The sequence below is a fragment of the Kitasatospora sp. NPDC002543 genome (assembly GCF_053594915.1).
This window is the reverse complement of record NZ_JBSFWR010000002.1, coordinates 37,372-50,166: the sequence shown is the minus strand read 5'-3', so window position 1 is coordinate 50,166 and position 12,795 is coordinate 37,372. Positions and strand designations below refer to the sequence as shown.

The 12,795-nt window shown below is 72.9% G+C and carries 7 protein-coding genes; all 7 read right to left on the bottom strand.

Translation table 11 applies throughout. The annotated features are described in order from the left end of the window. Nucleotides 1–20 precede the first annotated feature (20 nt). Nucleotides 21–1,658 carry a peptide ABC transporter substrate-binding protein gene (locus ACWD4P_RS01300; RefSeq protein ID WP_359823919.1) on the bottom strand — a complete coding sequence of 546 codons (1,638 nt, stop codon included), beginning with the start codon at nt 1,656–1,658 and terminating at the stop codon, nt 21–23. A 431-nt stretch (nt 1,659–2,089) separates the two neighbouring features. Then, a complete protein-coding gene (gene typA, locus ACWD4P_RS01295; protein WP_359823916.1) occupies nt 2,090–3,997 on the bottom strand; it encodes a translational GTPase TypA in 1,908 nt (635 codons plus the stop codon). 271 nt (nt 3,998–4,268) lie between these two features. Then, nucleotides 4,269–6,086, bottom strand: a complete 1,818-nt coding sequence (locus ACWD4P_RS01290) for an ABC transporter family substrate-binding protein (protein WP_449778175.1) — start codon at nt 6,084–6,086, stop codon at nt 4,269–4,271. Nucleotides 6,087–6,180: 94 nt separating this feature from the next. Then, the gene (locus tag ACWD4P_RS01285; RefSeq protein ID WP_449778174.1) at nt 6,181–8,775 is read right to left on the bottom strand and encodes a SpoIIE family protein phosphatase; all 2,595 of its coding nucleotides are present in this window, start codon (nt 8,773–8,775) and stop codon (nt 6,181–6,183) included. A gap of 228 nt (nt 8,776–9,003) precedes the next feature. Further along, nucleotides 9,004–11,784: a SpoIIE family protein phosphatase gene (locus ACWD4P_RS01280; protein WP_449778173.1), complete on the bottom strand. Its 2,781-nt coding sequence runs from the start codon at nt 11,782–11,784 to the stop codon at nt 9,004–9,006. Between the two features lie 139 nt (nt 11,785–11,923). Continuing rightward, nucleotides 11,924–12,436, bottom strand: coding sequence for an NUDIX domain-containing protein (locus tag ACWD4P_RS01275; RefSeq protein WP_449778172.1), 513 nt, complete (start codon nt 12,434–12,436; stop codon nt 11,924–11,926). A gap of 20 nt (nt 12,437–12,456) precedes the next feature. Further along, nucleotides 12,457–12,651, bottom strand: a complete 195-nt coding sequence (locus ACWD4P_RS01270; RefSeq protein ID WP_449778171.1) for an SPOR domain-containing protein — start codon at nt 12,649–12,651, stop codon at nt 12,457–12,459. Between the last annotated feature and the right edge of the window lie 144 nt (nt 12,652–12,795).

Sequence of the window (12,795 nt, the reverse complement as noted above, 5' to 3'; positions counted from 1 at the left end):
GGTCAGGCGGTGCCGACCGATTACTTCTTCTTCTTGACCTCGACGTCGGTGTAGACCGGGTCGCCGAAGGAGTTGAACTTCACGTTCTGGACGTTCTTGGAGTAGCCGGAGCTGGTCTTGTAGTACCAGAGCGGGATGGCCGGCATGTCCTTGGCCAGAACGGCCTCGGCCTGCTGGTAGAGCTCCGCGGTCTTCTCGACCGTGGTGGCGGCGTCCGCCTCCTTCGACAGGCGGTCGAACTCGGGGCTGGAGTAGCTGCCGTCGTTGGCGGCGGCACCGGTGCCGTAGACGTCGCGCAGGAAGTTGGCGTTCAGCGGGTAGTCCTGCACCCAGCCGGTACGCATCATGCTCTGGACCTGCTTGCTGGTGACCAGGTCACGCGAGGTCTTGAAGTCCGGCTTCGGGTCACCGAGGCACTCGACGCCGGTCGCCTGGCGGATCGAGTTGCAGACCGCGTCCACCCACTCCTTGTGGCTGCCGTCGGAGTTGTACAGGATGGTGATCTTGCCGCCGGGGACGCCGCCGCCCTCGGCGATGAGCTGCTTGGCCTTCTCCGGGTTGTACTTGCAGGCGTCGCCGCAGGTGCCGGCCTTGTAGCCCATGACGCCGGGCGCCACGAAGGAGTCGGCGGGGATGCGGTTGCCGTTCAGCACGGTCTTGGTGATGGTGTCGCGGTCGATCGCCATCGAGAGGCCCTGGCGGACCTTGTCCTTGCCCGGGGCGTTCCAGTCGCCCTGGTACAGCGCGAAGGAGATGTTCTGGATGGCGCCCTGCGGCTGGTCGACCGCGCGCTTGCCCAGGTCGTCCTTGTACTTCGGCAGGTCGGTCGAGTCGACCTGGTCCAGGACGTCCAGGGTGTCGGACATCAGGTCCTTGTACGCGGCCTCACCGGCGGTGTAGTTCCGGAAGATGACACCGCCGTTCTTCGCCTTGTCGATGCCCGTGTACTTGTCGTACGCGGACAGCGTGATGGCCTTGTTGTGCTCCCACGAGACGAACTTGTAGGGGCCGTTGCCGACCGGCTTCTGGCCGTAGCCGGCCGGGTCGGAGAAGAAGCCCTCGGGCAGCGGGAAGAAGGCCGAGTAGCCGAGCTTGTACGTGAAGTACGAGACCGGGGTGGAGAGTTCGATCGTGAAGTGGGTGTCGTCGACGATCTTCAGACCGGACATCTCGGTGGCGGTCGGGTCACCCTTCTCCGGGTGGACGGCGTCGTAGCCGACGATGTCGGAGAACCAGTCCGAGTTGATCTGGTTGTTCTTCGGGTTGGCCGACCAGTTCCAGGAGCTCACGAAGGACTTGGAGGTGACCGGGGTGCCGTCGTGGAAGGTCCAGCCCGGCTTCAGCGTGACGGTGTAGTTCTTGGCGTCGGTGGTCTCGATCTTGTCGGCCACCTGGTTGCGCAGGGCACCGGTCGCGGGGTCGTAGTCGACGAGGCCCTTGAAGAGCTGCTTGACGATACGGCCGCCCTGGTTCTCCATGGCGTTCGCCGGCTGGAGCGGGCGCTGCGGCTCCGCGCTCTGGTAGCTGAAGCTGGCCCCGGGGTCGACCGCAGCGCTGTCGGAGCTACCCCCGGAGGAGTCGCTGCTGCTGCACGCAGTCGCAGCGAGGGCGACAGCAACAGCTGCGACAACCCACTTGGCCTGGCTCGCACCGCGCATCGGTGTGCCTCCTGAATTCGACGTTGCAACGAGGAGGGCACTGCGGAACGGTGGTGACCGGACCCGCTGTGCCGTCCGCGCTCGTGGTTTCGGCGCGCACCCCTGCGCGTTCACCCTTGACCCGAGCCTGACTGCACCCACTATCCGTCACGCACGGACACGAAAGTGACCAGTGACGATCTCAATTAGGTCACATGAACAGTCGGTAAGTTTCGAAAACCGGACATTTGAGACATAGCCAGACAGGCACCAAACGGACAGTCGTCACGGATGACGAACTGTCACGTCCGCTCAGCGGACACCTGGGTGTGATGAGCGCTATTCCGTTAATAGCGGCCCCGACAACTTGGAGTAGTTGAAAAAGTTCGCCCCCCTCTCCATGGGAAAGGGGGGCGAATCATTCCGGCCAATGGCCGTTCAGTGCGTCCGGATCACGCCTTCTTGGCGCGCGAGGCGGTGCGTCCGCGGTCCTTCGCGTCGAGAACGACCTTACGGATGCGAACCGTCTCCGGGGTCACCTCGATGCACTCGTCCTCGCGGCAGAACTCCAGCGACTGCTCCAGCGAGAGCTTGCGCGGCGGGACGATCGACTCGGCCACGTCCGCGTTCGAGGAACGCATGTTGGTGAGCTTCTTCTCCTTGGTGATGTTCACGTCCATGTCGTCGGAGCGCGAGTTCTCACCGACGATCATGCCCTCGTACACCTCGGTGCCCGGGTCGCAGAAGAGCACGCCGCGCTCCTGGAGGTTGGTCATCGCGAAGGCGGTGACCACACCGGCGCGGTCGGCGACCAGCGAGCCGTTGTTGCGGGTGGTCAGCTGGCCGAACCACGGCTCGTGGCCCTCGTGGATCGAGTGGGCGATGCCGGTGCCGCGGGTGTTGGTGAGGAACTCCGTGCGGAAGCCGATCAGACCGCGCGACGGCACGACGAACTCCATCCGGACCCAGCCCGAGCCGTGGTTGGACATGTTGTCCATGCGGCCCTTGCGGACGCCCATGAGCTGGGTGACGGCACCCATGTGCTCCTCGGGCACGTCCACGGTGAGGCGCTCGACCGGCTCGTGGGTCTTGCCGTTGACCTCCTTGGTGACCACCTGCGGCTTGCCGACGGTCAGCTCGAAGCCCTCGCGGCGCATGGTCTCGATCAGGATGGCCAGCGCCAGCTCACCGCGGCCCTGCACCTCCCAGGCGTCCGGACGCTCGGTGTCCAGCACGCGCAGCGAGACGTTACCGATCAGCTCGCGGTCCAGGCGGTCCTTCACCTGGCGGGCGGTGACCTTGCGGTCGATCTTGCCCGCGCCGGACTTGGCGTCCGCGCCCTTGCCGGAGCCGCCGCGGCCGACCAGCGGCGAGGTGTTGGTGCCGATGGTCATCGAGATGGCCGGCTCGTCCACCGTGATCAGCGGCAGCGCGATCGGGTTCTCCGGGTCGGCCAGGGTCTCGCCGATCATGATGTCGGAGATGCCGGCGACGGCGCAGATGTCACCGGGGCCCGCCACCTCGGCCGGCTTGCGGGTGAGCGCCTCGGTCATCAGCAGCTCGGAGATGCGGACGTTCGAGATGGTGCCGTCGCGCTTGATCCAGGCCACGGTCTGGCCCTTGCGCAGCTCGCCCTGCTCGACGCGGAGCAGCGCGATGCGGCCGAGGAAGTTGTCGGCGTCCAGGTTGGTGACGTGGGCCTGGAGCGGGGCGTCCTCGTCGTAGCTGGGGGCCGGGACGTGCTCCAGCAGGGTGGAGAAGAACGGCTCCAGGTTGGTGCTGTCCGCGGGAACGGTGCCGTTCTCCGGCTTGGTCAGCGAGGCGACGCCGTCACGGGCGCAGGCGTAGACGATAGGGAACTCGATCTGCTCCTCGTCCGCGTCCAGGTCCAGGAACAGGTCGTAGGTCTCGTTGATGACCTCGTCGATCCGGGAGTCCGGACGGTCGGTCTTGTTGATGCAGAGGATGACGGGCAGCCGCTGGGCGAGCGCCTTGCGGAGCACGAAGCGGGTCTGCGGCAGCGGACCCTCGGAGGCGTCGACCAGCAGGACGACGGCGTCCACCATCGACAGACCGCGCTCGACCTCGCCACCGAAGTCGGCGTGGCCCGGGGTGTCGATGATGTTGATGGTGATCGGCGCGCCACCGTCCTTGGGGTGGTACTTGACCGCGGTGTTCTTCGCGAGAATGGTGATGCCCTTCTCGCGCTCCAGGTCGTTGGAGTCCATCATCCGGTCATCGAGCTGCTGGTGGGCGGCGAAGGCGCCGGCCTGCTTGAGCATGGCGTCGACCAGCGTGGTCTTGCCGTGGTCGACGTGGGCGACGATGGCGACGTTACGGATGTCGTTGCGCGTGGGCATGCCTTGCTGATTCTCCCGGAATCGTGGGTTGCGGCGCCCGGCTGCGTGACGCGCACTTGCGATCCCTGTCGATCGCCGCCGCCCGTTCCGCCTGCTACTACCGGTCCACCCGCCGGGCACATGGCCATGCCTCGGCTTCCTCCTATCGTACGGGGAAGGGCCGAGGTGGGCGGAAACGAGCTGGTCCGGCGGGATCAAGATCACAGATGGGTCACACCCCCTTCACCCGCCGGCCAGGCTTCGGCAGCCTGTCGTTCGTGGTCCGAGGGCCCTAGCGGCTCCAGCCCACGTCCTGGAAGCGCGGCCACCCGAAGCCGTACGCGCCCGCGCCGACGACTCCGGTCCGGACCCCGACCAGTTCCGGCCGCTGGTAGAGCGGCACCGAGTGCCCGAGCTGCCAGATCCGCACGTCCGCCTCCTGGAGCAGGTCCAGCCGGACGGTCCGATCCGGTTCGGCGGCCGCCCGGTCGAACAGCCGGTCGATCTCCTCGGTGCCGCTGCGGCCGAAGTTGCCGCCCGGGTCGGACACCCCGTCCGGGTCCGGCCGGGGCTTGGCGTAGGCGGGGCGCTGCTCGCTCGCCGGGCTGGGGCCGGCCGGCCAGGAGAACAGCGCGAGGTCGTAGTCCCCGGCCGCCAGGTGCTCCCCGACGAAGGACCCGGCGGGCACGGGCACCTGCTGCACCGCGATCCCGACGTCCGCGAGGCCGGCGGTGAGGGCGTCGGCGGTGCGCTCGGCGGTCGCCGAACCCGCCGGGACGAGCAGCGAGAGGGCGAGCGGCTTGCCGTCCTTGGCCCGGGTGCCCCCGCCGGCGGGCCGCGTCCAGCCGGCCTCGTCCAGCAGCTTGGCCGGGTCCCCCTGGCCGGCCGCACCGCTGTTGTCCCGGTAGCCCTCCTGGTCGCCCGCGAGCAGGTGGCTGCCGAGCGGTGCGGCGGGCAGGCCGAGCGGGGTGAGCGCGGCGTCGGCGATCCGCTGCCGGTCGACGGCCCGGGTGAGGGCGCGGCGCACCAGCGGGTCGGTCAGCGGGCCGCGCGCGGCGTTCAGGGTGAGCTGGGTGAGCGAGGCCGCGGCGGCCCGGTGCACGGTGACGCCGGGCAGTGACTCGGCCCGCCGCAGGGCCAGTGCGGCCGCCTCGGGCACGGCCACGGGCGGCGGCGCGGCGGACGGGGAGGCGGAAGCGGTGGCGTCGGCGGCCTCCGGGGCGGGGGTCGGGGCCGGCACCGCCCGGTCCACCGCCGCGGTGAGCGGGGCGACGTCCAACCGGTCCTGGTCCAGCGCGTCCAGCCGCTGCTCGGGCGGCGTGGCGAGGAAGTCGATCCGGTCGGCCTTCGGCGGTTCGCCCCACCAGAGCGGGCTGCGCACCACGGTGACCGCCCCGCCCCCGGCGTCGTACCGGGAGAGTGCGTACGGCCCGGCGCTCGGGCCGCCGCCGTCGGTCAGCGGCCGCTCGAAGGCGGCCGGGGTGGCCGTCACGGCGGCCGGGTAGAGCGGCCCGAAGAGCGAGCGCCACTCCGCGTACGGCCGCCGGAAGACCACCCGCACCTCGTGCGGGTCGGCGCCCGGGGTGACGCTGTCGATGGCGTCGTACCCGGCCGCCCTGCCGCCCCGGTAGGCCGGGTCCAGGCCGGACAGCGCGGTCCGCTGGGCGTCGAGGTCGGCGGCCGAGACCGGGGTGCCGTCGCTCCAGACGGCCCGCGGGTTGAGCCGGTAGGTCACCACCTGCGGCAGCTGCCCGGGCGGGGTGGACTCGGCGCCCGCCAGGTAGTCCGGGTCGGGCAGCAGCCGGCCGTGTTCGTCGGGCCGGAACAGCGAGGGGTACAGCGCGTGGGCGAGCAGCGCCGAGTCGGTGTTCGCCGCACCCTGGTAGACGTTCAGCGTGGCCGGGACGCCGTCCAGCGCCCAGCGCAGCGTGCCGCCGTCCCGGACGGCGGCGCGGTCGACGGGCCCGACGTCCCCGGTGGTGGCCGTGGGTTCGGGCAGGACCGGGGCGGGGGCGGGGGTGCGGGCGGGGCCCGGGTCGTCGGAGCAGCCGCCGAGACCGGCGGCGAGCAGCAGCGCGACGGCTGCGGCGGTGAGCTGGCGGACGCGCATGGCGGCCATGGAACGCCGCCCCGGGCCCCGGGCCCGCGCCGACACGGCGGGCCGCCGGGTGACTGCACCCGTCCGGCCCACCGTTCGCGGGCGGCTACAGCGCCAGCTCGAACCAGACGATCTTGCCCTTGGGCGTGCGCCGGCTGCCCCAGCGCTCGGCCAGCAGGCTGACCAGTTGCAGCCCGCGGCCGCCCTCGTCGGTCTCCTGCGCGCGCCGCTGCCGGGGCTGGGCGTAGCCGTCGTCCCAGACCTCGCAGACCAGGCCGCGCTCGCGCAGCAGCCGCAGCCGGATCTCGCCCCGCCCGTGCTTGAGCGCGTTGGTGACCAGCTCGCTGACCAGCAGCTCGGTGGTGTCGACCAGCTCGTCCAGCCCCCGGGCGAGCAGCCAGCTGCACGCCAGTTCGCGGGCCTTGGCCACCGAGGTGGGCTCGGGCGGCAGGAACCAGTTGCCGACGGCGTCGTCCGGGAACGCGTGCACCTTGGCCATCAGCAGGGCGATGTCGTCCTCGCCGTGGTGCGGGTTGAGCTCGCCGAGCACGTGGTCGCAGAGGTCCTCCAGGCCCTTGCCCTCGTCGGAGAGCGCGGAACGGAAGGCCCGCAGGCCCTCGTCCAGCTGGTGCTTGCGGCTCTCCACCAGGCCGTCGGTGTAGAGGGCGAGCACGGCGCCGTCCGGGAGGGTCAGTTCGACCTCCTCGAAGGGCTCTCCGCCGACGCCGAGCGGCAGGCCGGGCGGCACGTCGAGCATCCGGGAGCCCTCGCCGGGGCTGAGCAGCACGGGCGGCAGGTGGCCGGCGTTGGCGAAGACGCAGCGGCGGGTGACGGCGTCGTAGACCGCGTAGACGCAGGTCGCCAGGTAGACCTCGCGGGCCTCCTCGTCGGCCGTCGAGGTGAGCCGCCCGTACGGGGTGGGCGGGCCGGCCGGCACCGAGTCGTCGCCGAGGCCACGGGCGATCTCGTCCAGGGCGGTGAGCACCTCGGCGGGGTCGAGGTCGAGCATCGCCAGGGTGCGGACGGCGGTGCGCAGTTGGCCCATCGCGACGGCGGCCCGCAGGCCGCGGCCCATCACGTCGCCGATGACCAGCGCGGTGCGGTTGCCCGGCAGCGGGATGACGTCGAACCAGTCGCCGCCGACCTCGGTGTTGTTGTTGCTGGGCAGGTAGCGGCAGGCGATCTCCAGGCCGCTGGCGGCCGGGTTGCCCGGGGGCAGCAGGCTGCGCTGGAGGATCAGCGCCCGCTCGTGCTCGCGCCGGTAGAGCCGGGCGTTGTCGATGCAGACGGCGGCGCGGGCGACCAGTTCCTCGGCGATCGCGACGTCGCGGGCGTCGAAGGGCTCGCTGCCGATCGCCCGGGACAGCTGGACGAGGCCGAGCACCTGGTCGCGGGCGACCAGCGGGACGATCAGGGTGGAGCGCAGCAGCGGGTCGGGCCCGGGCTCGGGGATGACGCTGCGGCCGGTGCGCAGCGCCCGGGCGTGCGGGGAGCGGCGCGGGTAACAGAGGGTGCCGCCGGCCTCGGCGATCGGCAGGCCGGTGACCGAGCCGAGCACCGAGGAGGCCCCGCCGACCACGCTGGAGACGGCGACCCGGCGCAGTTCGCCGCTGCCGTCGGTGAGCACGGTGTCGCCGAGCCGTCCGGCGCTGGGCACCGTCTCGCCGGAGAGCAGCGCGGTGTAGAGGTCGACGGTGGCGAGGTCGCAGAACGGCGGGACGACGACGTCCAGCAGCTCCTTGGCGGTGGTCTCCAGGTCGAGCGTGGAGCCGATGTGGGCGCTGGCCTCGTTGAGCAGGGCCAGGTTGCGGCGCACGCCGTCGGCCTCGCGCTCGGCGACGTGCCGGCTGGTGACGTCGGAGACCTGCCCGGCCACGCCCATGGTCTGCCCGGCGGTGCCGTTCAGGCGGTACAGCGAGACGGCCCAGAGCCGGTTGCCCTCGCGGGTCGGGACGGCGCCGTGGAAGCGCAGGTCGAACACCGGCTCGCCGGTGGCCAGGACCTTGCGCAGGGCGGCCGTGAGCCGGTCGGCCTCGGACGGCGGGAAGAGGTCGTGCGGGGTGAGGCCCTCCAGGTCGGTGGGGACCAGGCCCATCCCGGAGGCGAAGGCGTCGTTGACCCGCTGCAACCGCAGCCGGTCGTCGAACAGCACGAAGCCGGTGGGCGTCTGTCCGAAGACGGCCTCGGAGGCGGCCAGGTCGGTCTCGATCCGGCGCAGCTGCCCGAGGTCGACGGCCAGGCAGGTGGCGCCCGCGGTGGGCAGGGAGCTGTCGGGCATCAGGTAGAGCTCGGCGAGGCCCTCGCCGCCGTCGGCGTCCCGGTACGGGGTGGTGCCGACCCACTCCTCGCCCGCCAGGGTGCGCTCCAGCCGGGCCCGGCCGCGCTGCCACAGCTCGCGGGGCACGAAGGTGGAGATCGGGTCGGCCCCGACGGCCTCGGCGGCCGGGACGCCGAAGAACTCGGCGGCGCGCTCGCTCCACTGGCTGATCCGCCCGTCGGGGCCGATCGCGAAGGTGGCGACCCGGATGTAGTCGTAGATCGAGCCGGGGTCACCGGTGGCCCCCGCCCGGTCCACCGGGACGGGGTGGCGCCCGCGGACCGCGCCGTCCCGTACGGGCAGGTGCGCGGAACCGGCCTGCCCGGGTACGGCGGCATGACCGCTGCTGCTCGGCGACGCGCTCCGCGCCGGAGTGCTGTTCAACGGACCGACCCCTCCAACCCGCGACCGTCCGGATGTCGAGAAGACCGAGTATTCATCATCGAGGGGTGCGATCACACGCCCTCAACATCACAACATCAGATCGGGCGAAGGTTTTTGTCCTACCGCCCGCGCAACCACAATGCCACGCTCGCGCCCCCTTCCGGAGTGCGCGCTCCCCCTGAGCGCCCGCCGGTACGTGCGGCACCGCCTGCCTCCTGTTCGCTCCGCTCACGATCCATCGCTTCCACTACCCGCGAGCGCCTGCTCGAACCAGACCACCTTGCCGATGCCCTCGGCCCGGGCCCCCCAGCGCAGCGCCAGCCGGTGGACCAGCTCCAGCCCGCGGCCGCCCTCGTCGGCCTCGGCCGCGTGCCGTTCCCGGGGCGGGTCGGGCAGCGGGTCGGAGATCTCGACCAGCAGCGTCTCGCCGAGCGTCAGCCGCACCCCGATGGGGGCGCTGGCGTACCGGACGGCGTTCGTGACCAGCTCGCTGACCAGCAGCTCGGCGGTGTCGGTGAGCTCCTCGACGCCCCACTCGACGAGCGTGGCGCGGACCAGCCGGCGGGCCCGGGAGACGGCGGTGGGCTCGGCGGGCAGGGTCCAGCCCGCCGTCGGGGTGCCGGCCTGGCCGTGGCCGAGCCGGGCCAGCAGCAGCGCGACGTCGTCCGGCTCCCGGCCCTGCTCCATGGTGGCCAGCACCGCCTCGCAGGCGGCCTGGATGGAGGCGTGCGGCCCCTGGAGCACGGTGACCAGCCGGCCGAGGCCGACGTCCAGGTCCTTGTCCCGGGACTCGACCAGGCCGTCGGTGCACAGCGCCAGCAGGCTGCCCTCGGGGATCTTCAGTTCGACCGATTCGAACGGGACTCCGCCCACCCCGAGCGGGGCGCCGGACGGCAGGTCGAGGATCCGGCCCGCGCCACCGGGCAGCGGGCCGCCGGTGCGGGTCGGCTCCGCGGCGTCCCCGCCCGGCACCACCAGCACCGGCGGGATGTGCCCGGCCTTGGCGACGGTGAGCCGGGCCGTCGCCGGGTCGAAGACCGCGTAGACGCAGGTGGCCAGCAGCGCCTCGTCCGGGCCCTGGGCGAGGTCGTCGGCCAGCTCGTGGACGTGCCGCAGCAGGACGTCCGGCGGCAGGTCCAGGGCGGCCAGCACCCGGACTGCGGTGCGCAGCCGTCCCATCGTGGCGGCGGCCCGCAGGCCGTGGCCCATCACGTCGCCGACCACCAGCGCGGTGCGGTCCCCCGGCAGCGGGATGACGTCGAACCAGTCGCCGCCGACCTCGGTGCCGCTGCTGCCGGGCACGTACCGGTAGGCGACCTCGACGCCGGTGGGCTGCGGGACCTGCTGCGGCAGCAGGGTGCGCTGGAGGGTGAGCGCGGCGGTGCGCTCGCGGGCGTAGAGGCGGGCGTTGTCCAGCGAGCTGCCGGCCCGGTCGGCCAGCTCGACGGTGAAGGCCAGGTCGTCCCGGTCGAAGCCCTCGCGGTAGCCGGCCCGGCTGACCAGCAGCAGGCCGATCACGATGCCGCGGGCACGCAGCGGCACCACCAGCATCGAGTGCACGCCGAGGTCCCGGGCGGCCTGCATCTTCGGGTCCCCGGGGTAGGTGACGTCGTCCAGCTGCTCGGCGCCGGACAGCAGCTCGGGCACTCCGGTGCGCAGCACCCGGCCGCAGACCGAGTCCTCGGCGAAGGTGATCCGGGCGCCGCGGCGGAGCATCACGTCCACCTCGGGGCCGTCCTGGACGGAGGCGGTGCCGAGCTGGAGCAGCGAGGTGCGGCGGTCGTGGCCGTGCCGGGGCAGGTCGTCACCGTGCGCGACGGCCTGGAGCAGGATCACCGCCGAGTGGTCGGTCAGCCGGGGGACGACCGAGCCGGCCAGCTCCTGGGCGATCCGGGAGGCGTCCAGCAGGTCACCGACCCGGGAGCCGAACTCGTTGAGCAGCGAGAGCCGGCGCCGGGCGTGCTCGACCTTGGCGACCGCCCGGTAGCGCTCGGTCACGTCCATCACGGTGCCGGAGATGCCGAGCACCCGGCCGGAGCGGTCGGTCATCCGGCTGTAGGAGATCGAGCGGTAGCCGGCCCGGGTGGTGACCGGGGAGGCCAGGGTGACGTCGATGACCGGCTCGCCGGTGGCCAGCACCTGGCGCTGGATGGCGGTGATCTCGTCGGCGGCCCGCTCCGGCAGCGTCTCGCCGGTGGTGCGGCCGACGTGGTCGTCCAGGGCGACGCCGTTCATCTCGGCGAGGGTCCGGTTGACGGCGGTGTAGCGCAGGTCGGTGTCCATGATGGCGATGCCCAGCGGGGACTGCTCGAACAGCGCGTCGCGCACCGCGAGGTCCCGCTCGACGGCCTGGACGGCGGCCGTCTCGGCCATGTTGACCTGGAGGAACGGGGTGCCGTCGCCGTCCACCAGGAGGGAGATCCGGGCGTCCACGGCGATCGGTTCGCCGTCCCGGTCGCGCAGCTCGGCGTAGCCGGCCCAGCGGCCGTGGCGCAGGGTGTCCTGGATCGCGTCCCGGATCCGGGCGACCTGCTCGCGGTCGGGGATCAGCTCCTCGATCCGGCGGCCGACCAGCAGTTCGTTCGGCCAGCCGAGCAGTTCCTCGGCGGCCGGGCTCCAGAGCACCACCCGGCCCGCGGTGTCCAGGATCGCGATGGCGACCTTGAGCATGTCCAGCAGGCTGCCACCGGCGGGTGCGCCGGGGGCACCCGGGGTGTCGGAGGGCCCGCCGGGGAACGGCCGGCCGGGACGGCTGCGCGGGGCCGGCCCGGCGCCCGGTTCGGCCGCCGCCGGGGGCGGCACCGGCCGGGTGGCCGACGGCCGGACGGGCGGCGACTGGTCCGGCGCCGACTGGGCGGACCGCGCGGCGCCGGTGGCCCCGAGGCGGCGGCCGGACGGCGGCTGGGGGGCGGCCGGACGGGCGGCGCGGCGCAGTCGGGCGCGGGCGGCGGCGCTCCCCGTGGAGCCTGCCCGCCGCTCTCCCCCGCCACCGTTCCCGGTACTCGACACCGACGGGGCCTCCGGCTCTGGTCGGGATCGGCGTCGCCGGCTGGGGACGGCTCACCGATGGTGACGAATAGTGCCGAAAAGTGACATACCCAGCAGCACCCAGGCTATCCCGGCCCCCGGGTCGTCTTGTCCGATTGACCTACTCGGCGGACTGCGCGTCGCCCGCCGTCGGCGCGCTGTCCGCGGCACCCGCTCCGGGACCGGATCCGGGGCCCGCGAGCAGCCGGGCGACGTGCGGCAGCACGTCACGGTCGTGATCGATCCAGTCCACGGCGTCCAGCTCGTCCGGGCCGAGCCACCGCAGCGCGTCGTGGTCCTCCAGTGCGCGCGGCTCGCCGGCCAGCAATTCGGCGGCCCAGAAGCGCAGTTCCAGGCCGGGGCGCACGGCCCACGCGCCCGGCAGCCGGGTCAGCGCGCGCGCCCGGACGCCGAGCTCCTCCAGCAGCTCCCGCTCCAGCGCCTGCGCCTCCGTCTCCCCGGGCTCGGCCTTCCCGCCGGGGAACTCCCACCGGCCGGCCACCGACTCGGGCGCGCTGCGCCGGGCGGCGAGCACCCGGCCACGGTGGACCAGGGCGCCGCCGACCACGATCCGGGGAGCGGCGGGGGCGTCGGAGGCTGGGTGGGCGGGGCCGGGGGCGTGGGAGGCGTCCATGACCGCGACCCTACGGGGGCTCAGGCGTTGCGGACCGACCCGTCCGCCGATTCGGGGCCCACCGCCGCCCCGTCCTCCTCGACCCAGTACATCTGCTTGTGGCCGCGGGCCTCGAACTCGGCGGCCATCCGCCGGGCCTCGGCCGGATCGAGGTTCTTGGCGACCAGGAAGCGGTTGCCGTTGTCGTCCTGCCGCATCACCCGGTGGGTCCCCATGGCGGGAGGGTACCGGGGGCGCCCTCGGGCCGTCCCGCTCCCTGCCGTCGCGGTCCGTCGCGGGCCGTTGCCGACCGGTCCGTTGCCGGCTGTCGGGCCCCGACCGTCCCGCCCTGGTCGGACGGGCCGGTCCCCGGCTCGCGT

Excerpts from the sequence above, each read along its gene's own strand:
- ACWD4P_RS01275 (WP_449778172.1), bottom strand. The coding sequence starts at position 12,436 with ATGGACGCCTCCCACGCCCCCGGCCCCGCCCACCCAGCCTCCGACGCC.
- ACWD4P_RS01300 (WP_359823919.1), bottom strand. The coding sequence starts at position 1,658 with ATGCGCGGTGCGAGCCAGGCCAAGTGGGTTGTCGCAGCTGTTGCTGTC.
- ACWD4P_RS01290 (WP_449778175.1), bottom strand. The coding sequence starts at position 6,086 with ATGCGCGTCCGCCAGCTCACCGCCGCAGCCGTCGCGCTGCTGCTCGCC.
- ACWD4P_RS01270 (WP_449778171.1), bottom strand. The coding sequence starts at position 12,651 with ATGGGGACCCACCGGGTGATGCGGCAGGACGACAACGGCAACCGCTTC.
- typA (WP_359823916.1), bottom strand. The coding sequence starts at position 3,997 with ATGCCCACGCGCAACGACATCCGTAACGTCGCCATCGTCGCCCACGTC.